Origin of the sequence: Dolichospermum sp. FACHB-1250, assembly GCF_014696335.1 — a bacterium.
In the GTDB taxonomy this organism is placed as follows: domain Bacteria; phylum Cyanobacteriota; class Cyanobacteriia; order Cyanobacteriales; family Nostocaceae; genus Dolichospermum; species Dolichospermum planctonicum.
The window spans coordinates 1-26270 of sequence record NZ_JACJPZ010000023.1; the positions used below are offsets into that span (position 1 = coordinate 1).

The 26270-nt window shown below is 37.8% G+C and carries 27 protein-coding genes and 1 pseudogene; 16 read left to right on the plus strand and 12 right to left on the minus strand.

Translation table 11 applies throughout. The features are described 5' to 3' along the window. Window positions 1-497 (plus strand): annotated as a pseudogene (locus H6F39_RS10080) (hypothetical protein); the annotation flags it as partial. A 169-nt stretch (window positions 498-666) separates the two neighbouring features. Here H6F39_RS10080 and lepB read toward each other — a convergent pair. The 3 genes from lepB to H6F39_RS10100 all read right to left on the minus strand — a co-directional run bounded on the left by lepB (window position 667) and on the right by H6F39_RS10100 (window position 2817). After that, a complete protein-coding gene (gene lepB, locus H6F39_RS10085; protein WP_137906842.1) occupies window positions 667-1239 on the minus strand; it encodes a signal peptidase I in 573 nt (190 codons plus the stop codon). A gap of 63 nt (window positions 1240-1302) precedes the next feature. Next, window positions 1303-1812, minus strand: a complete 510-nt coding sequence (locus H6F39_RS10090) for a nucleotide exchange factor GrpE (RefSeq protein WP_137906843.1) — start codon at window positions 1810-1812, stop codon at window positions 1303-1305. Window positions 1813-2250: 438 nt separating this feature from the next. Then, a complete protein-coding gene (locus H6F39_RS10100; protein ID WP_137906845.1) occupies window positions 2251-2817 on the minus strand; it encodes a thioredoxin family protein in 567 nt (188 codons plus the stop codon). A gap of 60 nt (window positions 2818-2877) precedes the next feature. Between H6F39_RS10100 and H6F39_RS10105 the strand changes: the two genes are divergently transcribed. The 8 genes from H6F39_RS10105 to H6F39_RS10140 all read left to right on the plus strand — a co-directional run bounded on the left by H6F39_RS10105 (window position 2878) and on the right by H6F39_RS10140 (window position 11903). Then, a complete protein-coding gene (locus H6F39_RS10105) occupies window positions 2878-3282 on the plus strand; it encodes an NIL domain-containing protein (RefSeq protein ID WP_137906846.1) in 405 nt (134 codons plus the stop codon). Between the two features lie 141 nt (window positions 3283-3423). Next, complete coding sequence (locus H6F39_RS10110) at window positions 3424-4404, plus strand: CHAD domain-containing protein (protein ID WP_190372125.1); 981 nt, start codon at window positions 3424-3426, stop codon at window positions 4402-4404. 305 nt (window positions 4405-4709) lie between these two features. Next, window positions 4710-5969, plus strand: a complete 1260-nt coding sequence (locus H6F39_RS10115) for a VWA domain-containing protein (protein WP_137906848.1) — start codon at window positions 4710-4712, stop codon at window positions 5967-5969. Further along, on the plus strand, window positions 5966-7246 hold the full coding sequence (locus tag H6F39_RS10120; protein WP_190372126.1) for a VWA domain-containing protein: 1281 nt from the start codon (window positions 5966-5968) through the stop codon (window positions 7244-7246). The genes H6F39_RS10115 and H6F39_RS10120 overlap by 4 nt, the downstream gene beginning before the upstream one ends. A gap of 172 nt (window positions 7247-7418) precedes the next feature. Beyond that, complete coding sequence (locus H6F39_RS10125) at window positions 7419-7685, plus strand: hypothetical protein (RefSeq protein WP_162501169.1); 267 nt, start codon at window positions 7419-7421, stop codon at window positions 7683-7685. A 492-nt stretch (window positions 7686-8177) separates the two neighbouring features. Next, complete coding sequence (locus H6F39_RS10130) at window positions 8178-9614, plus strand: TldD/PmbA family protein (protein ID WP_137906851.1); 1437 nt, start codon at window positions 8178-8180, stop codon at window positions 9612-9614. 192 nt (window positions 9615-9806) lie between these two features. Beyond that, a complete protein-coding gene (locus H6F39_RS10135; protein WP_190396646.1) occupies window positions 9807-10550 on the plus strand; it encodes a Uma2 family endonuclease in 744 nt (247 codons plus the stop codon). Between the two features lie 3 nt (window positions 10551-10553). Continuing rightward, complete coding sequence (locus tag H6F39_RS10140; RefSeq protein WP_190396647.1) at window positions 10554-11903, plus strand: TldD/PmbA family protein; 1350 nt, start codon at window positions 10554-10556, stop codon at window positions 11901-11903. An 87-nt stretch (window positions 11904-11990) separates the two neighbouring features. On the opposite strand, the gene H6F39_RS10145 is transcribed toward H6F39_RS10140, so the two are convergent. Next, on the minus strand, window positions 11991-12224 hold the full coding sequence (locus H6F39_RS10145; RefSeq protein WP_137906854.1) for a hypothetical protein: 234 nt from the start codon (window positions 12222-12224) through the stop codon (window positions 11991-11993). Window positions 12225-12385: 161 nt separating this feature from the next. Between H6F39_RS10145 and H6F39_RS10150 the strand changes: the two genes are divergently transcribed. Together H6F39_RS10150 and H6F39_RS10155 are read left to right on the plus strand one after the other, a co-directional pair. Next, a complete protein-coding gene (locus H6F39_RS10150) occupies window positions 12386-14413 on the plus strand; it encodes an NAD(P)/FAD-dependent oxidoreductase (RefSeq protein WP_137906855.1) in 2028 nt (675 codons plus the stop codon). A gap of 123 nt (window positions 14414-14536) precedes the next feature. After that, window positions 14537-15142: a TIGR02466 family protein gene (locus tag H6F39_RS10155; protein ID WP_137906856.1), complete on the plus strand. Its 606-nt coding sequence runs from the start codon at window positions 14537-14539 to the stop codon at window positions 15140-15142. A gap of 68 nt (window positions 15143-15210) precedes the next feature. On the opposite strand, the gene rsmI is transcribed toward H6F39_RS10155, so the two are convergent. Both rsmI and H6F39_RS10165 read right to left on the minus strand, forming a co-directional pair. Then, window positions 15211-16065 (minus strand): 16S rRNA (cytidine(1402)-2'-O)-methyltransferase, encoded by an 855-nt coding sequence (rsmI, locus tag H6F39_RS10160; RefSeq protein ID WP_137906857.1) that lies wholly within the window; start codon window positions 16063-16065, stop codon window positions 15211-15213. A 177-nt stretch (window positions 16066-16242) separates the two neighbouring features. Beyond that, complete coding sequence (locus tag H6F39_RS10165; protein ID WP_137906858.1) at window positions 16243-16686, minus strand: DUF29 domain-containing protein; 444 nt, start codon at window positions 16684-16686, stop codon at window positions 16243-16245. 53 nt (window positions 16687-16739) lie between these two features. On the opposite strand from H6F39_RS10165, the gene H6F39_RS10170 reads away from it, so the two are divergent. The 4 genes from H6F39_RS10170 to rpsU all read left to right on the plus strand — a co-directional run bounded on the left by H6F39_RS10170 (window position 16740) and on the right by rpsU (window position 19539). After that, entirely contained in the window at window positions 16740-17612 is an 873-nt protein-coding gene (locus H6F39_RS10170; protein WP_137906859.1) for a sugar kinase, read from the plus strand. A 71-nt stretch (window positions 17613-17683) separates the two neighbouring features. Further along, on the plus strand, window positions 17684-18553 hold the full coding sequence (locus H6F39_RS10175; protein WP_137906860.1) for a 3'(2'),5'-bisphosphate nucleotidase CysQ: 870 nt from the start codon (window positions 17684-17686) through the stop codon (window positions 18551-18553). Window positions 18554-18728: 175 nt separating this feature from the next. Next, window positions 18729-19070: an RNA-binding protein gene (locus H6F39_RS10180; protein WP_137906861.1), complete on the plus strand. Its 342-nt coding sequence runs from the start codon at window positions 18729-18731 to the stop codon at window positions 19068-19070. A gap of 271 nt (window positions 19071-19341) precedes the next feature. Continuing rightward, a complete protein-coding gene (gene rpsU / locus H6F39_RS10185) occupies window positions 19342-19539 on the plus strand; it encodes a 30S ribosomal protein S21 (protein WP_015078697.1) in 198 nt (65 codons plus the stop codon). A gap of 85 nt (window positions 19540-19624) precedes the next feature. Here the strand turns inward: rpsU and H6F39_RS10190 are convergent, their stop codons facing one another. The 3 genes from H6F39_RS10190 to H6F39_RS10200 form a co-directional block, all read right to left on the minus strand. Further along, window positions 19625-20512, minus strand: a complete 888-nt coding sequence (locus tag H6F39_RS10190; protein ID WP_137906862.1) for a hypothetical protein — start codon at window positions 20510-20512, stop codon at window positions 19625-19627. A 138-nt stretch (window positions 20513-20650) separates the two neighbouring features. Then, window positions 20651-21160 carry a hypothetical protein gene (locus tag H6F39_RS10195; protein WP_137906863.1) on the minus strand — a complete coding sequence of 170 codons (510 nt, stop codon included), beginning with the start codon at window positions 21158-21160 and terminating at the stop codon, window positions 20651-20653. Window positions 21161-21280: 120 nt separating this feature from the next. Further along, a complete protein-coding gene (locus H6F39_RS10200; RefSeq protein ID WP_137906864.1) occupies window positions 21281-21928 on the minus strand; it encodes a class I SAM-dependent methyltransferase in 648 nt (215 codons plus the stop codon). A 163-nt stretch (window positions 21929-22091) separates the two neighbouring features. Here H6F39_RS10200 and H6F39_RS10205 point away from each other — a divergent pair, with 163 nt between their 5' ends. Continuing rightward, window positions 22092-22925, plus strand: a complete 834-nt coding sequence (locus H6F39_RS10205; RefSeq protein WP_137906865.1) for a hypothetical protein — start codon at window positions 22092-22094, stop codon at window positions 22923-22925. 115 nt (window positions 22926-23040) lie between these two features. On the opposite strand, the gene H6F39_RS10210 is transcribed toward H6F39_RS10205, so the two are convergent. The 3 genes from H6F39_RS10210 to ntrB all read right to left on the minus strand — a co-directional run bounded on the left by H6F39_RS10210 (window position 23041) and on the right by ntrB (window position 26262). Beyond that, on the minus strand, window positions 23041-23874 hold the full coding sequence (locus tag H6F39_RS10210) for an ABC transporter ATP-binding protein (protein WP_137906866.1): 834 nt from the start codon (window positions 23872-23874) through the stop codon (window positions 23041-23043). A 31-nt stretch (window positions 23875-23905) separates the two neighbouring features. Continuing rightward, on the minus strand, window positions 23906-25348 hold the full coding sequence (locus tag H6F39_RS10215; protein ID WP_190396648.1) for an ABC transporter substrate-binding protein: 1443 nt from the start codon (window positions 25346-25348) through the stop codon (window positions 23906-23908). A 68-nt stretch (window positions 25349-25416) separates the two neighbouring features. Next, complete coding sequence (gene ntrB, locus H6F39_RS10220; protein WP_137906868.1) at window positions 25417-26262, minus strand: nitrate ABC transporter permease; 846 nt, start codon at window positions 26260-26262, stop codon at window positions 25417-25419. Between the last annotated feature and the right edge of the window lie 8 nt (window positions 26263-26270).

Below are 26270 nucleotides of genomic sequence, written 5' to 3' on the forward strand. Positions count from 1 at the left end.
TGGAAAACTGGTCATCCTCAGTACGTTCTTTGAAGTTGTTTGGTTCTTTAGTAGTAGCGTTTTCTTTGATACAATCAAAACAACTATTGGGGACAGAACAACAAAAATATGAATTATGCAATTTATATGGTAATAATCCTTTAAAAATTCAAATAGCTGTTAATGCTATCATCAAATTATTTAATGGTGATATTAACAAATATCTAGCACAGAATACCCTATTAGTCAGTTATCATCTTCACAGGTTGCTAGAACAACAGTTAAATTGTCTCTGGGATATAGAAAAGCAAATCATCTATTATTTGGCAACTAATTCGCAATTAACAACAATTACTGATTTAGCAAATATATTACCTCATATTTCTAGATCCCATTTTTGGCAAGCAATAGAAAGGCTACATTCACGCTCTTTAATTCAGGAAAAAGCAGGTAAATATACTTTGTCACCTGTAGTTATGGAGTACGTTATGGAACAATTTAAGCCAAAACCTGTATGAGAATTGGTGAATAAAAAATGAAGCTAAAAAATGAACCTATAGTAAGTTTGAGATTAAATGACCAGACAAAACGCGTCTGCGTGGGTTGTTTCATGAAATCCACGCAGTAGCAAATTCAAATTATATTGTCTAAACGGGACTTAACTTCCAGAGGGGTGTGGAAGCCAAACTAGAGTACGCCAATGCGGTCAAGAGGCCAGAAGCGAAATGTAGCCCGGCCAATGAGATTTTCACTAGGGACAAAACCCCAGTAGCGAGAATCATTACTATCATTACGGTTATCTCCCATAACGAAAAATGCACCTTCTGGGACTTGAATTTCTGGAAATGGAAGATTTGGTGGTTCAGCGATGTAGTCTTCTATTAAAGGTTGACCGTTGAGGTAAACTAGTCCTTGGGAGATGCTAATTACTGTTCCTGGTTCACCAATTACCCGTTTAATAAAGGCTTGGCTTTGAGGATACCCCCGTTTTTGTAATTCTGGTGGTGAGTTAAAAACGACGATATCACCGATTTTGGGAGGATGAAAATGGTATGATACTTTTTCTACTACCAAGCGATCGCCTGTATGTAAAGTTGGATACATTGATGCGGAAGGAATCAAGCGTGGTTCAGCGATAAAAGTCCGAATCAAGAGTGCTAAACTCAGGGCAATAGTTATTAAAACTAAATTTTCTGGCCAACCACTCCACATTTTTGATGGTGAAGAAGTGTCTTTTATATTACTTTCGTCAGGAGTCATAGTTAATAGTTAACAGTGTAAGTGGGAGTATAAGGGAATTTCAGGGAACAGAAGCGATTTTATTTACCCATTACCTTGTGCCTCATGACCATGATCTGATTTAGCGGTAATGACTTCTGCGGGACGGAGGACTTTTTCACCCCAATAAAATCCGCGACGGACGATTTTAGTAATTGTTTGGTCTGGGATATCTGTTCTTTCCTCCCGGTCAATAACGCGACATAAGTTAAAATCTGGCTCTGTTTCTGCCTGTAATTCTATAGGTAAAAGTTGGCGTTTTCTTAATATACTGAGAAATTTGCGATTGACTGCACTTATAGAGTTGGGTAGACGGGCTATAAATTCTGAACTTTGGTGGGGATTGTTCTCCAGATAGTATAATAGGGCTTCTAAGGCATCGGCAACTTCTAAAAGTTCTAAGAATAGATCTTCTGTTTGGGCTGTGGTTTGGGTTTGCTGTTCTTTTAAAGACTTTTGTAAGGAAACATTGTCTTTTTCAAGAGTGCTGAGTTTTTGTACGAGTAAATCTCGTAACTCTAGGCTAATTAGATACTTTGGGGATGAGTCAGACACGGGAAATCTCTTTAGATACCATACTTAATACTTTATCGGCTTCAAGACTAAACACTGTAGCAACTCATGATCAAAAAAAGATAGCTATGATATTGACAAGATTAGGTTAATAGTGTTTAATTTTTGCATAGGTAGGGCAAGCAAGATGCCCACAGGTAGGGCAAGCAAGATGCCCACAGGTAGGGCAAGCAAGATGCCCACAGGTAGGGCAAGCAAGATGCCCACAGGTAGGGCAAGCAAGATGCCCACAGGTAGGGCAAGCAAGATGCCCACAGGTAGGGCAAGCAAGATGCCCACAGGTAGGGCAAGCAAGATGCCCACAGGTAGGGCAAGCAAGATGCCCACAGGTAGGGCAGGCAAGATGCCCACAGGTAGGGCAGGCAAGATGCCCACCCCACAAGATTTGATCATCTTTTCTGCTCTTACCCGCTACAAACCTTAATTTACAACTTGGCTACCGTGACTACGAGGATCATCTTGATTAGTGTCTGTTGCGACTGGGGCGGAAAATTGGGAAGTTGTGCCATGACCTTGAATGTGGGGAAGGGTAGCGCCGATAATTAAGGCTTCTAAATTACTGGCCATTATAGTGCGGGGAATATCACCAATGGTTTCGGCTATGGTTTCCCCTTGTTTATCCAAAAATACAAAGTGGGGAATTCCATCTACGCGATATTTGAGCATTTCTGGCAACCATTTGGTATTATCAACATTCAACATCACAAAATTCAGGTTTTTGTCATACTGTTGTCTGAGTTTGGCTATGTCCGGTGTCATTTTTTGACAAACTGTACACCAATCAGCGTAAAATTCCACAAGAGAGGGTTTTCCATTGTTGACGGCTACTTCTAAGGGAATAGAAGTTTGATCTAATTCTGCCAGGGAAACTGAGGTAGAATCCGTCTTAAGTCCCAAAAACAGCGCAATTCCCAGCAGGGTAGCTACAATGACAATTAGGAAGTTTCTGAGGCGGTTACTAGAATTTAGAGGGGCTTCGGTACTCATAATCAATTTATTAAGACTTATTAATTCAATTCATCATCTAGTTTACTGTTTTCCCAGCTAATGAAAAAAAGAGTTACTCTGACTTTTCCTAAACGCGCAATTCAAATGCCAGTTACTTACCGACTAGCAAAGGATTTTAATGTGGCTGCGAATATTATCCGCGCCCAAGTTGCGCCTAATCAAATCGGTAAATTGGTGGTAGAATTATTGGGGGATATTGATCAGTTAGATGCAGCAATTGAATGGATGAGATCCCAAAATATTCATGTTTCCCTGGGTTTAGGTGAAATTGTCATTGATGAGGATATATGCGTTCACTGTGGTTTATGTACCGGTGTTTGTCCGACGGAAGCTCTTGCTATTAATCCAGAAACGTATAAACTCGCTTTTGTGCGATCGCGTTGTATTGTTTGTGAACAATGTATTCCTACTTGTCCGGTACAGGCTATTTCAACTAATATTTAAAAATATTTAAATATTTTTAAATATTATGATATAGCAATTGTATTTGATTTCACGAACCGCTCCAGAGACAGAGATCACAGAGGTATAAACAAACTGATTTTTATTTGAATGAAATTACTCTATTGCTAATTGTTTTTATTTATGAAAAACTCCACAGAAACATTAATCAAAAGTCTCGCGGAAACTGCACACCAAGCCATTGAAAAGCATTTTGAAAAAACTATAAAATGGGAAAAAGCAGTTAAAAAAGACGAAGATCCAGAAGCAGTACATCAAATGCGGGTGGGAATGCGACGGTTAAGAACTGCTGTGAGTAGATTTGAAAAATATTTAATTTTACCAAAATCAGTTAGTGATAAAAATATTGGTAAATTTGCCCGGATTTTAGGTGGTCTTAGAGATTTAGATGTCCTTGAAGAAATTTTGGAAAAAAAGTACCAACCCCATTTAGTTGCTAAAGAACGGGAATTTCTTAAAACAGCTTTTACGGAATTGGATAAACAGCGAGAAATTGCATTCTCTCATGTTCAGAAAACATTTAAAGATGAACATTATAAATCCTTTAAAAATGAATGTGAATCTTGGTTAAAAAATCCCAGTTATCAAGGTTTTTCATCTGTACCAATTTATTATATATTACCAGATTTACTCTCACCAGAAGTTAGTCAATTCTGCTTACACCCTGGATGGTTAATTGGGACTAAAATTATTGAATCAGAAGTAATACAAACAAAATGGACACCAATTCAATTAGAAGAACATTTAAAAACAGAAGGTGAAACTCTTCATAGTTTGCGGAAACAAGCTAAAGGTCTCCGCTACCAAATGGAGTTATTTACTGAATTATATGGTGAGTCTTTTGCTGCTGATGTTGATGATGTTAAAAATATCCAAGAAATCTTGGGCATGATTCAAGATAATATGGTTTTACATGAGTGGTTAGAGAATATCTTCAAATCAGAACTTGATAAGGAATTACCAGGGTTAAAGACGCTATTAGCCGCCAATCGTCATCAATTATGGCAAGAATGGCAACCACTACAACAGCGCTATTTGCAAGCAGATACTAGATATAATTTACATTTGGTGGTATTACAACCTATTTTGACAGATATTAAATAACCAGAAAAATATTAAAATATTAAAAATATTAATTTATAATATGTCTAAATAATGTCAGTTCCTTGGGAAAAATCTCGGAAATCCCTCTCGTAAGGGGTACAGGATGTCCAAGATTGAAGGATTTACAGGATTAAAACAGAAAATGACTCACCAATTACCCATTACCCATTTGACAACTGACAACTGACAACTGACCACCTAAATATCTAAAATATCTAATTAACTTGTTTTCCGTAGTCGGGAAGATACCTGATGAAGTTATCTATAAAATTGTGTATGTGTAGACTAGATAGGAAATTGAAATTATGAAAGTTAATTTGCAACTGGCTCTGAATGATGGTGCTGTAGACGCAAATCAAATCAGCACTCAACGTCAATTAGCAATTTCTATTTCTGCCAGTGGTGAAACTATAGATCGGGCTGTACCATTGAATTTATGCCTAATTCTCGATCATAGCGGTTCAATGGGGGGAAAATCTCTGGAAACTGTGAAAACTGCGGCCTGTTTGTTGGTAGATCGTTTGAGTCCTGAAGATCGGCTCAGTGTTGTTGTTTTTGACCATCGGGCTAAGGTTTTAGTTCCCAATCAGTTAATTAAAGATCCAGAATCGATCAAAAGGCAAATTAAGCAACTCAGCGCCGAAGGGGGAACTTCTATTGATGAGGGTTTGCGTTTGGGAATTGAGGAATTGGCTAAAGGTAAACAAGATACAGTTTCTCAAGCATTTTTACTCACTGATGGGGAAAATGAACATGGTGATAATGAACGCTGTTTGAAATTTGCCCAATTAGCCGCCAGTTATAATTTAACCCTGAATACATTAGGATTTGGTGACAATTGGAATGATAAGGTTTTAGAGAAAATTGCTGATGCGGGCATGGGTACGTTGTCTTATATTCAACAACCAGATCAGGCATTAACTGAGTTTGGGAGATTGTTCAATCGGATGCAAACAGTAGGATTGACTAACGCTTATCTGTTAATATCACTGATGCCAAATGTGCGGTTAGCAGAACTAAAACCTATTGCCCAAGTGTCTCCAGATACCATTGATTTACCAATACAAAGAGAAAGTGATGGCCGATTGGGGGTGAGATTAGGTGATTTAATGACAGACGTGGAAAGGGTGGTTTTGGTTAATATTTATGTGGGACAGTTGCCAGAAGGTAAGCAAGCGATCGCTAATATTCAAGTTCGCTACGATAACCCCGCCCACAATAACCCCATCGGGCTATACTCCCCTAATGTACCAATTTACGCTCATGTCACCAGGGACTACCAACCAGCACTAAATCCCCAGGTAAAACAGTGGATTTTAGCTTTAGCCAAATATCGTCAAACCCAGTTAGCCGAAACGAAATTACAGCAAGGTGATCGGGCTGGTGCTGCGACGATGTTACAAACGGCGGCAAAAACTGCTTTGCAAATGGGTGATAATAATGGTGCAACGGTTTTGCAAGTTTCAGCTACACGCTTGCAAGCCGGGGAAGAGTTATCAGAAAGCGATCGCAAAAAAACCAGAATTGTCTCAAAAACTGTTTTGCAAGATGCTTCCCCTCAATGAAAGTTAAACTAATATCGGCTTTAAATGATACTAACGTTGATGCTGCCCAAGTAAGTAATCAACGTCAACTCTCAATTTCTATTTCCGCGATTCCGGCTGGATTTGAACAAACTTTGCCCTTAAATCTGTGCTTGATTCTCGATCAAAGTGGTTCTATGTCTGGTGAACCCATGAATACGGTGATGCAAGCCGTGGAACAATTATTGGATCAATTAAAGCCAGGCGATCGCATTTCAGTTATCGCTTTTGCTGGCACTGCGAGGGTCATTATCCCCAATCAAATCGTTAGCGATAGGAATAGTATCAAAACCCAGCTAAAAGCCAAATTAAAGGCGGCTGGCGGTACGGTCATTGCTGAAGGTTTGTCTTTGGGGATCACAGAACTACTTAAAGGCACAAAAGGCGCTGTTTCCCAAGCTTTCTTACTGACAGATGGCCATGGGGATAAGGGGCTACAAATCTGGAAATGGCAAATTGGACCCAATGACAATAAACGTTGTTTACAACTAGCCAAAAAGGCCGCTAAACTAAATCTCACAATTAACACTCTGGGTTTTGGTGATGACTGGAATCAAAATTTACTGGAGAAAATCGCTGATGCGGGCGGTGGTACTCTAGCTTATATCGAGAATCCTGAACAAGCTGTGACTCAATTTGCCAGGTTGTTTCGTCGGGTGCAGTTGGTAGGGTTAACAAATGCCCATTTACTGCTATCTTTCGTTCCCGGTGTGCGGTTAGCAGAACTTAAACCCATAGCCCAAGTTGCCCCGGATACTATTGAGTTACCACTAGAAACCGATGCTAATGGAACTTTAGTGTTACGGTTGGGGGATTTAATGAAAGATGTGGAACGAGTGGTTTTAGCGAATATTTATCTGGGACAATTCCCAGAAGGGAAACAGGTCATTGGCCATATCCAAATTCGCTATGATGACCCATCTTTGAATAAACAGGGTTTACTTTCGCCATTAGCGCCAATATATGCTAATTTCACCAGGTCTTACGAACCCGCTCTCAATTCTCAGGTATTACAGTCAATTTTGCTCTTAGCTAAATATCGTCAAACTCAATTGGCCGAGGCAAAATTGGCACTAGGCGACGCAAAAGGTGCAGCTACAATGTTACAAACTGCTGCTAATACCGCTTTACAAATCGGTGATAGCACTGCGGTAACGGTGTTACAGTCCTCTGCTACTCGCTTACAAGTTGGTGGAGAACTTTCAAAAAGCGATCGGAAAAAGACGAGAATCGCATCAAAGACAGTTTTGAAAGAATAGTCTAGGGGTAGGCTCAAAAGCCTGCCCTTAAGAATGTAAAAAATCAAGGGTTTTGATGCTAGTCTAAATATAGATTAATTTCAAAGATCAAAAATATCAACTTTAATGAAAATGAAGAGTTTCAAAATTCCACAACAATATCAATTCGGTATTACATTAATTATAAAAATTGATGAACCTTTATATTTCTAAATTTTACACAATAGAAAACATTCTTGGTGTCAACAGATTTTTGCAAAATCATTCAAATTTGATAGATGTTATTCTAGAAGCATATCCACAGATAAGAAAGTATTTCCCAACTGAGAAATTAAGATTAAAGTTGTATATTGATCCTGAATCTTCAGAATGGGAATATCTTATTGTTTCTATCTGCGTGAGTCCAGAATCTGTAGATGAAGCTTTAAATAAACAAAATGAATTTGATGGAAATTGGTGACTCAATGCTTCATTAGGAGTTGCTGTAAACCTCTCTATAGATTTGGAGTTTGAATGAAATTCGACTGGTCAAGTTATTTAGAGGTTGCAAAAACTTTATATCATGAAGCAATAAGTACCTCAAATCAGGCAAAAAAGGCTTTGAAGTGTGCAGAAAGAATAAATAGATTATTAGAGAAAATTAAGAAGTAATAAAGTATAAAGTGGTAACAGGGCTTTAGCCCTAATTTTGTTTGTGTAGCCTCTCGAAGAGAGTCATGACCACGGTATAGGAAATTGTACAATTTACGTCCGTGCTGTATAATGACAAAAAGTCAAGATAATAATTTTTTGTTTTGTGTCATTTTACTAGTGTAATTTAAGTAGGTCAACACAATAAAACGAAACTGTGTCAAGGAAAGTAAAATCACTGAAAACTTCTTCACCCTTGCCTATTACCTAGTGCTATAACAACAATTTTTAACGTTAACCTACTTAACTTTTAATTGCAATTATGTGGACCGAATTAACAAAAGCGATCGCTAATTTGAATATACCAGCCGATTGGGTAGGAATTAGAGCCGTTAAAACAACTTCTACACACAATTATGTGCGTGATGGTTTACCCCAAAGCAACGGTAAATCATTGAATATGGGAGCAATGATAGAAGTGATGGTTGATGGCTGTTTAGGTTATGCTGCTACTAATTCCTTAAATATTTCTAGTTTACAAAATGCTGCCCAAATTGCCTATAAACAAGCATTAGCAGCTAGGAAATGGTGGATATATCCTATTAGTGAAAATATCCGTCCTCAAGTAGTTGGTGAATATCAATCACCATATTTAGAACCATTTAATGCTATTAGTCCTGGAGAGATCAATGACTTACTAATTAGGATTTGTCAGGGACTAAAAATTAACGATAAAATCGTGCAAACAACAGCCAGAGTTAGTACACATCAAAAAGAAACTTGGTTTATCAGTAGTAACGGGTCAGAAGTATATCAAAAAATTCTCACATTGGGGAATCATTTTAGCACCATAGCCAAAGATGGAAAAATCGTCCAACAACGCACTAACAATGGACAAGAAGCAAACTATTATCAAGGAGGTTGGGAACTCTTTCAAGAAGATAACTTATGGCATCAAGTCCAAAAGGTTGGTGAACAGGCATTAGAATTATTAACAGCCGCAGAATGTCCAAATACCCGGACTAATTTAGTTTTAGCACCAGATCAAATGATGCTACAAATTCATGAAAGTATCGGACATCCTTTAGAACTTGACCGGATTTTAGGAGATGAACGCAACTATGCTGGAGGTAGCTTTGTTACCAAAGATGATTTTGGTAAATTAGAATATGGTTCACCTTTGATGAATATTACCTTTGATCCTACAGTAACAGGTGAATTTGCCAGTTATGGTTTTGATGATACTGGTGCAATAGCCACCAAAGAATATATCATTAAAAAAGGGATTTTACAAAGAGGTTTAGGCAGTTTAGAAAGTCAAACCAGAGCAGATTTACCAGGTGTTGCTTGTGCGCGAGCTTGTTCCTGGAATCGTCCCCCTATAGACAGAATGGCTAACTTGAATTTAGAACCAGGAAACGCCACATTTGAGGAAATTATCGCCGGTATAGAACATGGTATTTACATGGAATCTAACCGTTCTTGGTCAATAGATGATCAACGTTATAAATTTCAATTTGGTTGCGAATATGCGAAATTAATTGAAAATGGTAAATTGACAAAAACCCTACGTAATCCTAACTATCGCGCCACTACTCCAGAATTTTGGCATAGTTTAATTCAAGTTGGAGATAGTAGCAATTGGCAAATTTATGGAGCGCCTCATTGCGGTAAAGGAGAACCAAATCAAATGATTTTTGTAGGTCATGGTTCACCAGTTTGTGCATTTGCCAATGTGGAAGTTTTTGGTGGTGGTTAATGAATTATGTTTCGCGCAATGGTGCAAAGTTTAAGTAGGTTGGGCTAAGTGATAGCGCAACCCAACTACATGATTGATCATGTTTGGTTTCCTTGCGTCAACCTAACTACATAATTCAAGATAATTCAAGGAAATGTATTGATCTTTAATTAATGCTACAATAAACAAGTAGCTACTTGATGCCATATCAATATGATCATTGCTCAAGAATTAGAAGTTCAACAAGACATCTCCGCAGATGTAACATTTCCGCCTAGTGATTTAGACAGTGATGAACCGACAGTGGAAACAGAACTACATTTACGACAAATAATTTTACTTTTCAAATGTTTAGAATGGTTATGGAAAGATAGAACAGATTTTTATGCTGCGGGAAATTTGACTATTTACTATAGTCCTAACCAAAAAAAATCACAATTTTTCCGAGATCCTGATTTTTTTGTTGTCCTAGAAACTGAACGCAAAACTCGTAAAAGTTGGGTAGTTTGGGAAGAAGATGGTAAATATCCTAATTTCATTTTAGAAATTCTTGCACCCAGTACAGCCAATACTGATAAGGAATATAAAAAAGAAATTTATCAAAATACTTTCCGCACCCCAGATTATTTTTGGTTTGACCCTTATACATTAGAATTTGCAGGTTTTTATTTAACAAATGGAAAATATCAGCCTTTAGAAGCAAATGAGAAAGGACATTTATGGAGTGAGCAGTTAGGTTTATATTTAGGAATTAACCAAGGATTGTTAAGGTATTTTACTCCAGCAGGAGAGTTAGTACCTACACCAGAAGAAACCGCCCAAGAGGAAACTAAAAAAACAGCAATACAATTGCAAAGAGCAGAAATAGAAGCCCAAAGAGCAGAATGGGAAGCTAGAAGAGCCGAAGGTTTAGCAGCAAAATTGCGAGAATTAAATATTGACCCAGAGACAATTTAAAAAATGAACATCCAAGAATTATCAACTTTAGAAAAAACCTTTAATCAACTTCTGGAAATTCTATTGATTAAAAAAGCAGAGCATGAACATTTTACCATCAGACTTAGCAGCGAAGGCAGTCAATTTACTCGGTTTAATTCTGCGAAAGTTAGACAGACAGGCTATGTTCATGATGGTTCGATTCAACTAACATTAATGGCCAATCAACGTAGTAGTTTTCGTCAGTTTCCCTGGACAAATAATTGGGAAATAGATTGGGAATTAGCTGATACAGCTTTACAAGAATTACGCGATGAATTACCATTATTACCAATTGACCCTTATTTGGTTCTACCATCAGGAAATAATACCAGTCAAGAGGTTAATATTGGTAAATTATTAACTCCAGAAATATTAGTTCCCAGTATTTTGGAAACTGTGAGTAATTTAGATTTTACTGGTATGTATGCTGGGGGAATTGTCATCAGAGGTTATGGTGATTCTAATGGACAAAAACACTGGTTTGCGACTGATTTATTTAATTTAGATTATTCTCTATTTATGGCATCAGGACAAGCTGTAAAGGGAACTTTTGCTGGAATTGAATGGAATGAAGCTGCTTATTTAGCTAAAATAAATGATGGGAAAAAGCAATTAGAAATCCTATCTCGTCCAGTTAAAGAATTATCAAAAGGACAATACAAAACCTATTTTGCTCCCGCTGCGGTGGCCGATTTATTGGGTATGCTTTCCTGGGGCGCTATTAGTGAAGCTGATATTCAACAAGGTAATAGTGCTTTAGCTGCTTTATCCCGTCAAGAAAAACAACTTTCTCAAAAGTTTACTTTAAAAGAAAATTTTAAAAGTGGTTTAGTTCCTCGGTTTAATAATTTGGGAGAAATGGCTGCACCAGAATTAACTTTAATTGAAAAAGGTATTTTAATTAATAGTTTAGTTAATTCTCGCACTGCGAAGGAATACAATAAACGAGCTAATGGTGCGAATATTTCAGAAACTTTACGTTCTCCAGAAATCAGCCCCGGTAATTTGAGTTTTGAGCAGATTTTACCCAGTTTAGATACAGGATTATATGTTTCTAATTTACATTATTTGAATTGGAGCGATCGCCCATCTGGTAGAATTACAGGTATGACTCGTTATGCTTGCTTTTGGGTAGAAAATGGGGAAATTATTGCCCCCATTGCTAATCTCCGCTTTGATGAAAGTCTCTATTGTTTTTGGGGACTAGAAAATTTAGTTGATTTCACCAACTTCCAAGAATTTATTCCTGAAGTCGGAACTTACGAAAATCGGCAATTAGGAGGTAGTTTAGTTCCGGGTATGTTAGTGGAAAGTTTCACTTATACCTTATAGTTTATGATAAGGGTTCTAAACCCACTTTGGTGGGTTTTGTATGTGTAGATACGGTTTCTAACCGCTGATTTAATTGCATTCATCCTCTTAGGGAAAATTATCCCATGCTTGGGCAACCAACTTACTTAACCAACGTCTTTGTTGTTGATCTAACATCTGGTCATCTTCCAACACCTGAGCGGTTAATTGGTCTAAAGACTGACCCTGAGAACGAACAACTTTAACTACACCAGCGATTACCGCAGCTACTAATTCTTCATCAACTGGCTGTTTTCTCAGTGCAGAAATTTCTTGGGGACTGTCTGGGATAGGATAATTCATGGCTGATGTTTACAAAATTTACAATATGAACAATAAACTTGATTAATCATTAAAATTCTTCATGGAATCTTTATGAAACTAATTAGGGCAGAGTTTAACCTAGTTTCTGCCTTTTTTAACTCTGTCTAGGTGAGTAGATTTACGAGGAATACGAGGACAATATGCAAGAACTTCTTTATTTAGAAATTCCTACCCCTGATACAATATCCGTACTTCAGTGGCTACAAAAGGATTTTATTCTAGAACATGGGGAAAAATTCATCACCCCAAACGGCTTTCGTGGAAAAATACCGACTCAAAATACCGCTGCTAGAGACGTAGAACTGTCTGTATTTGTTTGGTCGGTGCAGCGGACAACTTATTTGAAAGTATTCCGTTGGGGAGAACAACCTTTTCCCAGTGAGAGACCCATTCTCAAACATCTAACCGAGGAAATTAGAAGCCGCTTTCCCAACTGCTATCCAGAACCACCTGTGATTGATGCCCAAAAGTCAATTTTTCCACAGCTAGAACCATATTATCCCCTAACTGTCAAATATTTCCAAAAAATGACTAATGGGGAATATCACCTCCAGCGGGTTTACTGGTGGGAGCAACAGTGGAGAGAAGGGGTGAAAAATCCTCAAAAGCCCCGTCAAGTCGTATTTTATCAGGGGAATAGCCAGAAAAAAGAGAAAATCAGTCCTGAATATGACATCATTTACATTGGTGGGGCTTTGGGGTCAATTCATGCAGCAGTCATGGCTAAATTGGGCTATAAGGTGCTGTTAGTGGAACGATTACCCTTTGGCAGAATGAACCGAGAATGGAATATTTCCCGTGATGAAATCCAAAGTTTAATCAATTTGGGTTTATTAACAAATGCTGAACTAGAAACAATTATTTCTAGAGAGTATCAAGACGGGTTTAATAAGTTTTTTGATGCTAATAACCCCTCTAAGTTAAAAGCACCTGTCCTCCACACGCCCACCGTTCTAAATATAGCTTTAGATTCAGAGAAGTTATTGGCATTATGTGGAGAGAAACTTAAAGCTGCTGGTGGCGATATTTCCGACGAAACTGAGTTTTTGCGAGTTGATATTAGTGTTACACAAGTGAGTATTAATGTCAAGCATTTGCCCACCGGCAATCAAAAGCAAGTCACTGGACGTTTATTGATAGATGCCATGGGAACTGCTTCACCCATTGCTTGGCAATTAAATGGTGGTAGAGCCTTTGATAGTGTGTGTCCCACCGTGGGAGCAGTAATTGAAAAAGGCTTTGAACCTGGAGTGTGGGATTCTGAATATGGGGATGTTCTTTATAGTCATGGGGACATTTCTCGGGGAAGACAATTAATTTGGGAGTTGTTTCCTGGAGTTGGGGAAGAATTAACAATTTATCTATTTCACTATCATGAAGTAAATGCCAAAAATCCCGGTTCTTTGTTGGAAATGTATGAGGACTTTTTTACAATTTTGCCAGAATATCGGCGTTGTGATTTAGATAAATTAGTTTGGAAAAAACCGACCTTTGGCTATATACCAGGACATTTTAGTATAAGTGGTAGCGATCGCAAAATTGCTGTAGATAGATTAATTGCTATTGGTGATGCTGCTTCTCTTCAATCTCCTTTAGTGTTTACTGGTTTTGGTTCTTTAGTCCGTAATTTAGAACGGTTAACCACCCTATTAAATACCGCTCTCAAGCATGATTTATTGAGTTCTCATTACTTAAATAAAATTCGTGCTTATCAAAGTAATGTGGCTGTAATGTGGTTATTTTCTAAGGGAATGATGGTTCCCACTGGTAAATTTATCCCTCCCCAACTGATAAATTCCATGTTGAATACTTTCTTTGGATTATTAGTAGATGAAACCCCAGAAGTGACAGATAATTTCATTAAAGACCGCTGTGATTGGTTTACCTTTAACCGTCTAGCATTGAAAGCAGCGAGCAAAAATCCACCATTGCTATTGTGGATTTGGCAACTAGCAGGTTGGCAAGATTTATTACGTTGGGTTGGCAATTATTTCAACTTTGCCCGTCATGCTTTAATTAGTGTTATTTTGGGAGCATGGTTACCACAGTTTTTAAAATGGAGTCAGTCTTGGTTAGAAACTCGTTTTCCTGGATTATGGTTGCAACTGTTAGTCATTAACTATGCAATTTCCACAGGTAGACCACGATTACCACCAGCATTGCGCTAGTTTTAGCTATTATCAGCTATTATCAAATAATTGGGGATTTTGGAGTCTTCGCACTCCTAAAATCCTTAGTTCCATGATACTTATCTTCTATATAAGTAAAAAAATAAGTTAAAAATCAAAATTATGTCTGGTTGTAGAAATGATTGGTTTCCCACATCTATTTGGCACTTTCCAGTAGAAAATCATCAACAATTAAATCCCATCTTATTACAAACTATCTATACGGAAGAACAGCAAGATAGTAAAGGTGAGCAATGGTCAAATATGTTAGGATGGCATAGTGTAGATAATTTACACCAACGAGAATCATTTCACAACTTCACACAAATTATCAATAAAAATGTTTTAGAAGTTGCCACATTTCTACAATGGGATTTAGAAAAATTCAGCCTCAAAATAACAACTTGTTGGGGAATTATTAATCGTAAATTTGCTGCTAATTCTGTACATAATCACCCTAATTCCATTTTAAGTGGGGTTTACTATTTGCAAGCTCCTGAAAATTGTGGCGGCATATTTTTTTGCGATCCTCGACCAGGATCACAGATGATCATACCACCATCTGTAGAGTTTAACTTATGGACTCTACCGAGAATAACCTACAAAGCCTGTGTAGGGACAATGTTAATATTTCCCAGTTGGCTTTTACATGGTGTAGAAATGAATATGAGCAACGAAGATCGAGTTTGTATTAGTTTTAATATTGGCATTGTACCTATCAGAAAATAAAACGCTCAATTCAGGTCTTCTAAAATTTAGCCCAATTATGGGCTGATTACAGATTTACAAATTCATTTTTACAAATTCATTTCAATTGTCAAAGCTAGTTGATAGAGATAGCGACGAGGTAAACCTGTATCCTTGGCTATCTCTCGACTAGCTTGAGAACGAGAAATACCTTGTTTGAGCATTGATAATAACTCATTTTTTAATTCGGCTTCTGTGAGTTGAGGTTTATTAGATGGAGTTCCTGCTACTAAAAGAGTATATTCCCCTTGGGGTTCTTTTTCTTGATAATTAGCAATTCCTTCTCCAATAGTTCCTCGCCAAAATTCTTCATATAATTTAGTCAGTTCTCGTGCTATAACTGCATAGCGATCGCTGCCTAAAATCTCTCCCAAATCTGCTAAAGTATCTCGTAGTCTGTGGGGTGATTCATAAAAAACCAAAGTTCGAGATTCTCCTTTTAAAGATGTTAAATATTCCTTTCGTCTTTGACTTTTAGCCGGCAAAAACCCATCAAAAATAAATCTATCAGTTGGTAATCCAGCCGCACTTAAAGCCGTAATTACAGCACTTGCACCGGGAATAGGGACAACATTTATATTCTTATCAATACAGGCCTTAATTAACTCATATCCGGGGTCAGAAATTCCTGGCATTCCTGCATCACTTACTAATGCGATCGCTTTTCCATATTGCAAATACTCTAGTAATTCAGGAATGCGACTATTACTATTATGTTCATAATAACTGATTTGGGGAGTTCTGACTTGAAAATGTTGCAATAATTTTCCTGTATGTCTTGTATCTTCTGCTGCAATCATATCTACTGCTTGCAAAATTCGCACCGCCCTAAAAGTCATATCTTCTAAGTTGCCAATGGGTGTAGCCACAATATAAAGTGTTCCTGGTTTTGGTTCAGTTTGCATATTAATTTTACACTAATTCAAGAGATTAAGGAATTTCTAGGTTGATTAATTTTATTTACCTTACCAAATAATAAAACCTCAATAGAGAATTAACCGCAGATGAAAGCAGATGAACGCAGCTAAGGCTGTAATTTGGTGGAGTAGTAAATGGTATAGTACATCTTTAACTATACATTTTTAACTATACATGATATCGTCGGGTAAAAATTCAGATGTAAAAATTTCCGTTAAGCTATAAGGACAACTTTCAGGAAATGAAGACAGTCCGGTTTCTCGTTCTGCACTAATCATAGCCAGTTGGTAGATTTTTTCTAAAGAATCAGCTAAAAAAGATTTAAGACTAGGATTTTCTGCCAAAAGTTTTTCTAAACGTAACCGTTGTTCCTTAATAGTTAATTGCCAACTGCGAGAACGCAAGTTAGATTGAAACTGCCATTTAAGTAAGTGCATAAGTAGTAGTTCTAATCTACTTTCTAATTCTCGTTTTTCCGAACGTCCCATATCTTCAATTTCTTCAGCAATATTACGAAAATCAATTTGATTAAATTGTCCGTTTCTTAATAGTTGTGCTTGTTCTTGAGTCCAAGCATAAAAATCATGATCATGGCTAGTTAAATTCATAAATTCTCCTATAATTTACTTATAATTTACTTAATAACTTCAGAAGTTGACCAATGACCAATTCAGGTTTATTTGTCGGTTTAATTACCTTAGATCTAATTTATTTCGCGGACTCTCCTCCCCAAAATAATCAAAAGTTAGTCGCTACTGATTATACTGTAGCAGCCGGAGGACCTGCAACAAACGCCGCTGTCACTTTCAGTCATTTAGGCAACCAAGCCACAGTATTAGGTGTATTGGGTTCTCACGAGATCACACAGCTAATTTCTAGGGATTTAGAAAATTGCCAAGTTGCCATTATTGACTTAGAATCTCACAAGGATACACCACCACCCGTATCTTCTATTATTGTCACCCAAGGTACAGGTGAAAGAGCGGTAATTTCCATTAATGCCATGAAAACTCAAGCAAATATTAACTCTATCCCAGCCAGTATTTTAGACAATTTAGAAAATATTGATATTGTTCTAATTGACGGGCATCAAATGGACATTGGTAAAATTATCGCCCAAAATGCTAAAATCCAGAATATTCCCATTGTCATTGATGGTGGTAGTTGGAAACCAAGATTTGCAGAAATATTACCATTTGTGGATTATGCTATTTGTTCTGCTAATTTTTATCCTCCTCACTGCCAAAATCAACAAGATGTTTTTAACTATTTACAAAAATTTAACATTCCCCATATTGCCATTACTCAAGGAGAAAACCCCATACAATACTTAACTAATGGTGTCCGGGATTCAGTAAATGTACCAAAAATTCAGCCAGTAGATACACTAGGGGCAGGAGATATTTTTCATGGTGCTTTCTGTCACTATATCCTAGAAAATAGTTTTGTCCAAGCATTAGAACTAGCTGCTAATACTGCTGCTAAAGCTTGTCAATATTTTGGTACAAGGAATTGGCTAAATGCAAATATTTAATGCTGAATTAAAAACCCTATTTGTGTATTTTTGTTGTTTAATTGTGTAATCACACTCAAATTTATCCCCAAATGAAAGACCTATCAGAAATATTAACAATTACCCGAGAAGTAGGCTGGGGTGCCGCTAGTCTACTTAGTTCTTATTATCATGGTACTGGTGAAAAAGCCAATTTAGATGTCAAATATAAGGATAATGAACCCGTCACAGTTGCAGACTTGGCTGTAAGTGAATATATCTTGTCACAGTTACAAACCGCTTTAGGTCATGAAGACTTTGGTTATATCAGCGAAGAAACTTATAAATCACAACAGGGAAAAAATCCCTCTGAGTGGGTATGGATTATTGACCCTTTAGATGGGACAAAGGACTTTATTAACAAAACTGGAGAATATGCAATTCATATTGCCTTAGTCCAAGGAACACAGACAATGTTAGCTGTGGTAGCAGTTCCAGAAACACAAAAGTTGTATTATGCCACTAGAGGTGGTGGGACTTTTATCGAAACTGCCGGCGGTTCTGTACCCGTGCGAGTTGACACAACCAAAAATATTCAAGATTTAATTTTAGTTGTTAGTCGTTCGCATCGCCACAATAGGTTAGAATATCTGTTACAGCATCTACCCTGTCAACATCAAAAGGCAATTGGTAGCGTCGGTTGCAAAATTGCGGCGATAGTTGAACAGCAAGCAGATGTTTACATTTCCCTTTCCGGTAAGTCCGCACCCAAAGACTGGGATATGGCTGCCCCCGAACTAATTCTCACGGAAGCAGGTGGCAAGTTCACCCATTTTGACTGCACGCCATTAAAATATAATACCGGCGACATTCATCAATGGGGAGAGTTACTGGCCAGTAATTATCAAAATCATGAGGTACTGTGTCAAGAAGCACAAATCATTCTCGCGCGGTTTACTTCAACCTCAGGCAGTGTTAATTAACAATGCTGGGGATTTTGTTGGGAAATTTTGCCCATTTTGGGTTAATATTCTCATGTAGTGCTATACTTGGGGAAATAAGGATTATTTTCGGTTGAGTAAGTCGTTTTAAGATTTTTTTAAATACGTCTCTCCGAATCTAACTCTCTACACTCTCTGATTTGGGAGACCCCATTTTATGACGATTTACGTTGGTAATTTGTCCTATCAGGTAACAGAGGAAGACCTGAAACGGGCTTTTGCGGAGTACGGAACAGTTGGTCGTGTACAGCTACCTACAGACCGGGAAACTGGTCGTCCACGGGGTTTTGCCTTTGTGGAAATGGAAAAAGAAACAGAAGAAGCCGCAGCCATTGAAGCACTTGATGGCGCTGAATGGATGGGCCGTGATTTAAAAGTGAACAAAGCTAAACCCAAAGAAGAGAGAAGCTCTCCTCGCAGCGGTGGCGGCGGCGGTTGGGGTAATCGTGATCGCAGCGGTGGCGGTGGCGGTGGAGATCGTGATCGCAGGAGATCGTGATCGCAGTGGTGGCGGTAATCGTCGCTAGTAAGTCTGTTTAAAAAAAAATTAACATCTAGAGTATCCAGCAGATACAGCCCCAGGCTCAATGCTGCTGGAATATTTTATTTTAGTTTGATTAATTAAAGAACCGTGGAACACACGGTCTTAAAGCTCAGTTAACGTCTTCAAAAAAGAGTCGCTGAGAAACCCACATTCATCAAAAAAGGAGGATGTGGAGTATGTCACTTCTGGCTGTCAAGCATTTAATTCAGAATTAGGAGGAATAGGAATGACACAAGTGGTTTTAGGTGAAAATGAAGGTATTGAGTCAGCATTGCGAAGATTTAAGCGGGAAGTTTCCAAGGCGGGAATTTTCCAAGATATGCGGAAAAAGCGTCACTTTGAAACACCTTTAGAAAAAGAAAAGCGTAAAGCTATCGCTAGACACAAACAACGCCGTCAACAGCGTTCTCGCTTCAAACGATAAATTTTTAGTCCCATTGGGATCATCCTGAACCGCCTTGCTAGGATTGAGGATGATCCCATGGGTTATTTTTTTATGCAATTAACTGCTAGATTTCCGCTAATGCTCGCTCAATTAAACGCCGTGCTAAGGTTTGTGTTCCTGTGTGTTCATAGTAATTTGTAGCCACATCTAGAAATGCTGCTAGATAGTCTAGTTTGTCATCAGACATTTCCATGAAAGATTGCAAATTACCAATTACTTTTTGTGGGGTTAAATTATGGCTTGTTACCAGCCCACTCATCCAACCGCTAACTGATTCAAAACTGTTACCGATAAAGTCGAGTTTACCAGCATCGCTACCACCAGGAATAGTATTTTTGATGCTTTGGAAAGTCTGGTTTTGGTTTAGATCTTGGGGACTGGTTTGACTAATCCAAGAGAGGGCTTTGTTAATAAAATCAGGTCCAAGGGGTATTAAACCATCAACACAAACTAATGCTACCATGCGAATTAGGGACTCTCCAGCATACTCTCCTAAAGAAGCAACAAAATCGCCAATACTGTCTCCAGGAATGCCATTAATTTGACAAAAGGCGACGACTTCAGCAACTATTTTCAAAGTGAGATCAATAGTTTGAGCTTTGTCTGCTTTGGGAGTCACGGCGTTTAAAAAACCGAGAAAAGGAATTTTTTCCCCAACTTTATTAGCTAAAGCGGCTGCACCTAAAACCTTATCTGTACCGTCAACAGTTTGATACAGCCAGAGCGCGGTTTGATATCCTTGGGATTTGTCGTTAAATAGATAAATTGCTCTTTCGCCAATTTGTTGAATTAGATCTTCGTCTGTTTCACCAGTAACAGTTTTAATGGTATTCACAAAACCAACCGTATTGTGCCATTCACCGGGAGCAACGAAATCCAAAGCATTTAATAGGGAAACTGTCAAATTATTGGTAGGAAGTTCATCAACTAATTGGTAAATTGGTTTACTCACAAAAATCTCCTTATTTTGTATTCATGGTTTTGTATTCATGTCAATTGCTAGTTGGGAAATAGGCAAGAATTTTCTTAATTACCAATTACCAATCACTGGCCTAAACTAGATAACCGGGAACATTAATTAGTTAGCTAACTATTTCAAATTAGCTAAACCATCAAGATTAAACTTCTCTATCCATATTGCGCGATCATTAGCTGTGAATAATGGATCTTTAGAAATAACCTTGACTTGGTACTTATTCACCAAAACCGAAGTTTGAGTTTTTCCAAGTTGTATAGAGGGATAACCGCCTATTTTCTCAGTGCTGTTAGCAAATTTCGCCGCTGCTCCCGGTATACTGCTGGTATCAGAAATTGCCAATTGAGCAACTACTTTACCATCTTTTTTCAGGTTGGCCTCCGAAAAGCCTTTTTTCTCTTGGGTATAAACTCGATCATAACCATCATCACTACCAGGGAAGAATTGATTTAATTTGCTACCCTGAGTCGCATCTTTAACTACAGCCTGTCCGCTTTTTTGTCGGGTACTTTCCTGTTGTACCTGATCAAAGCGACTAGGTGGTTTTGGTGAACAAGCCGTAGTCAGCAAGACAAATGATAGTAATACAGCAGCTAAAATTCTCCGTCCACGATTTGTTACCATTTTTGGCTTCTCCTTGATAGTTAGGCTTGTGTTGTCACCCATTAAACCAGAAAATTTACTTTTAAATAATTATCGAATGTATTGGGAATCACATATTTTTTGATATTTTTGGATTATACACTAGACTAGGCGATGAGCTATAACCGCATAAAAAGGATCTCCTCCGGGTACTCCCAACCACTGTAAAAAATTTGGCGTTGTTGACTTTGAGCAAATTACTTCTGGGGTTGAGAATCCTGGTATTGACCTAAAGTAGCCCTTGACCAATTCTACCCTAAAAGCTTCTGAACCGTCTCGCCAAACTTGAATAGCTTTTTGAAAAAACATCCGGTTAGAAAAACTAATAATTGCTATCCCACCAGGTTTAAGAATCCGGTGTATTTCAGAACATACAGCCTCTGGGTATTGAAGATACTGCACAGAAACACAGTTAATAACAGCATCAAACTCTTGATCTAAGCAAGGTAACTGAGGATTTATGTTGAGATTCTGGACAAAATAATGATTTAATTGAGGATTTCGGGCTAATTCCTCAGCATTAAGTCCATGGCCTTCTACATGAGCAAAATCTCTATCTGTGGGTAAATGGGATACCCAACTACTCATCATATCAAGAATCCGCGCATTAGCTGGGATTCGCTGACGATACAAATCCGTTAATTGCTGAATAAAACCCTCATCTACATGAGTGACAAAGCGGGGGTAACTATAGAATAACTGATCATCTGAGTCATCTAATTTAATTCGTTGATTTGGTTGCAGTAGCATAAATGTCTTATTTGGTAGATTGGATTGGTAGATTGGATAATTTTGGCTAGTATCTTAATTGATAGATACATAAAAATTTTAGATCAATATCAAAGAAAAGCATAATTAGGAGTATGTTAAAATACAGAAATATTCTCAAATAATCAAATAGTGCAATTTCACAATGAAAAAATCAATTTCCCCAATTGCTGTAATTCTTAGCTGTGTATCTTTGATAGCTTGCGCTAGTGGACTAAAGGATACATTTAAAGAAGAAGCTGCTGCTACTGTAACACAAAATAAAATGAAAACTGATCTGGTAGTAGCAAGTGAAAAACAGAATAAACAAGCATCTTCTCTACAATCAGAAACACAAGAGAAGAAAGAACCTGTTGGTAAAAACCTAGACAACAGTAAGAAGACTAAAAAAGGTGCAAATCAACAACCAAAGGAGGGAACAGTTAAAAAAATAGTCAATGGTGATTTAATGTGTTATGTCACCTTAGTAGATAATAAAGGAATAGAACACAATGTGGGCGCGAGTTTTGAAATTTGCGCTGACGAGAAGAAATTTATAAATAAAAAAGTCCGCGCTATTTATGAAGTAACATCAGTTAATGATTGTCAGAGTGTAGAACCCTGTGGGAAAAGTCGCAAAGAATCAATCATTACTAAAATGGAAGTTGTGAATAAAGTTTCCCAAAAAGATTCATACACCTTGAGTGATGGTAAATGGAAGATTGCTATTAGTAATAGCAACTCTTGGAATGGGGTGAATGGTAAAGGAAATGTGAGTTATCAAGGATGTGATGCTAATGGTAAATGTGTGAGTTTAACAGGAGGTAAAGTTGTTTGTCGTCATGGTGTATGTCGTACAGTTTGGAAAGGTGGAAATTACACTTACATTTTAGAACAAGCCATTACTGAAAATGGTAATGCTGATTCTACTTTGACAGTCAGAAAAGGTAGAACTGAGGTTTTGAAAGTTACAGGGTTGAAAGCTATACCTGATAGATAATCAAAAAAACACCCCAGTTTATTTTTACTGAATTATTCAATGTTAATTGATTATTAGTTGTTGCATAATAGCGGTATGAATTGTGTTTTTCTCCTGAAATCAGCAACGCCAATTATTACTCTTCTGGGGTAAAATTTTGGTCCAGAAAATTAAGAGCGTGGTTGCGGAGTTCAAAATATTCCGTTGAGTTGCGCATGGCCATTCTATCTCTAGGATGTGCAAAAGGAACTGTTAAAATTTCTCCAATGTTTGCAGATGGTCCATTAGTCATTAAAATGATCCGATCTGACATATAAATTGCTTCGTCCACATCATGGGTAATCATCATAACTGCTTGACGATGATGTTCCCAAATATCTAATACTTGACGTTGTAATTTACCACGAGTTAAAGCATCTAAAGCACCAAAAGGTTCATCCATTAATAACATTTTGGGACGAATTGCTAAAGCTCTAGCAATACCTACCCTTTGTTTCATCCCTCCAGAAATTTCATCAGGATATTTGTCAGCCGCTGCTGTCAAGTTTACCATAGCTAAGTGTTCATTGACAATGCTAATTTTTTCGGCACGATTAGCATTTTTTAATACTTCATCTACAGCTAAACGGATATTTTCGCGGACGGTTAACCAGGGTAATAATGAGTAATTTTGAAATACCATCATTCTCTCTGCTCCTGGTTTACGAATCTCTTTTCCCTCTAAACGTACAGAACCAGAAGTAGCTTTTTCAAAACCGCCAATTATTTTTAATAATGTCGATTTACCGCAGCCAGAATGACCAATTACAGAAATATATTCATCTTCACCAATAGTTAAATTAATATTATTTAAAACGACAAATTTGCCTTTATCTGGGGTGGGATAAGATTTAACTAAGTTCTCGATTTCTAAAAATCCGTTTCGTTGGCTTTTTGTAGTATTATTATCTGTTAAAGTTGGATAGGCCATGATTAATCACCCTTGATATAATTAACTTTTTTTAAGACATAAAAAATCGAGCAGGAGCATTAGCGCGAATATCAAAACTATGAAGATATCCTACAGGATCACTAGGATCAAATCCTTTTTTATCTATAAATGCTTCTGGAGGTTCAACCTTATAATCATTTGTGGGACATTGAATACCCATTTCTGTGGCTATTTCCCGATATAAATCTGTTCTCCAACCTTTTGCGGCTACTTGTTCGGCGTTTTTAGGAATTTCTTTAATTTGTCCCCAACGGGCTGCTTGAGTCATTAACCAAAGACTGCGAGAACGCCATAAAAATGTTGAATGTTCTCCTATTTCGTGGGGAATAGTGTTAGGAAGATCATAAAAGATTGTGGTATCATCTGCTTTTATCGTGCGGTCTTGACCATCAAAACCACCATAGTTATAATTGCCAATAATTCCCGGTCCGGTAAACTTAGTAATGGGAACACCTGATTTTTTGGGTTTTGCACCAGTAAAAGCACGTTCTGTGAGTAATTCGGCTATTTGTTGACGATTTTCAGATCGGCTACAATATTGACAAGCTTCTATCATCGCTTTTACTAAAGAACGGTAAGTTTTAGGGTAATTAATAATAAAAGATTCCATTACCCCCAATAGTCTGTCTGGGTGTCCATGCCATATTTCCTTACCTTGAGCAAAGGTAAAACCAATACCTTCATTGCCCGTAATTGCTCTAGTATTCCAAGGTTCAGCCACCATGTAAGCTTGCATGGCGCCAATTCTCATATTTGTCACCATTTGTGGTGGAGGAACAATGATCACCCGAAATTCTTTAAGAGGATCAACACCCGCAGCAGCAGAAAGATAACGAGCGAAATATTCATAAATGGCAGAACTGAGGACTACAGCCCAGATTTTCTTTTCTGGAGGTTGTTGATCAAAATAGCCGCGAAAGTCCCTTCCAAAGGCTTCTAAAGCCCCCTCAGCGTATTTCTGTTGATATTCGTACCAAGGACGGATACCATAGTCCCACATTTCCTTATTCATGGTCATAGCGTTACCATGTCGGTGGATAGTCATTGCAGCACATAGGGGAGCATGACGGGCACCCTCTGCGCCAATTCTAGCATTAGTGACAGCACCGGAAACGACAGGAGAAGCGTCGAGACGACCAAAAATCAAGCCGTCGCGGGAAGTAGCCCAACTAGCTTCCCGGTTGAGTGTGACATTTAAGCCATATTTACGGAAAAATCCTTTTTTCCAAGCGATCGCAAATGGCGCACAATCATTAACAGGGACATAACCAACAGTAATATTAGGTTTCTCTAAATCTTGGGGTCTAACTACTGGTGTCACCGCTAAAGCTTCCTCTGTTAGTCCTTTAGCAGACCTATCTCCAGAAACAGCACAGGACGATAATATAATTCCCGCAGTTGTTGCACCCATTCCCGCAATAAAATCCCTGCGAGTTAAATGATTTTCACTCATAATATTAATCATTAATAATTGGAAAATTCTCTTAAACTTGTCTGCTCCTTTGGGTCAGCAAAAAATCATCAACCTCCTGGACGGTGAGTAACTAACTCTTGAATTTTGCCCACAGCATAATCTAAAATCAACCCTGTTAAACCAATTATAAACACTGCTAAAAAGACAGAACTCAGATTTAAACGACTCCATTCGTCCCAAACAAAAAAGCCAATTCCTATTCCCCCGGTGAGCATTTCTACAGCTACAATTACTAGCCAAGCAATGCCTAAACTAATTCGCAAACCAGTAAAAATATAAGGTAAACTAGCAGGTAAAATGATTTTAGTAATTTGTCGCCAGCGCGGCATTTCTAAAACCTGCGCTACATCTAAATAATCTTTGGGGACGCTAGAAACTCCCAAAGCAGTATTAATAATTGTTGGCCATAGCGACGTAATGAAAATGACAAAAATAGCGGAAGGATCTGCTAAATTAAAAAGAGATAAAGAAATGGGCAACCAAGCCAATGGAGATACTGGTTTAAAAATCTGAATAATGGGATTAAAAGCCAGCATTGCCGGTCTAGACATTCCGATTAAAAAACCCAAAGGAATGGCCACTAAAGCACCCAAACTGAATCCCAATATTACCCGGCGTAAACTGGCTAATAATAACCAACCAACTCCTAAATCACCTGGACCTCTTTCATAAAATGGATGTAAAATATAGTCCCAATTAGCAATTAAAGCTTCTGGTGGTGTAGGCATTAATTCATGATTAGCTAATGCTACCACCCACCATAATAAAATAATTCCTAAACAGCCTAAGGCCGGGAATAAGAAAGTATCTTGAAAAATTACTGATTTGGCCTTTCTCCACACAGTTTGACTAGCAACTGCAACAATGGCAGCTAAATTTAGTTGCAATATCATTTATTTTA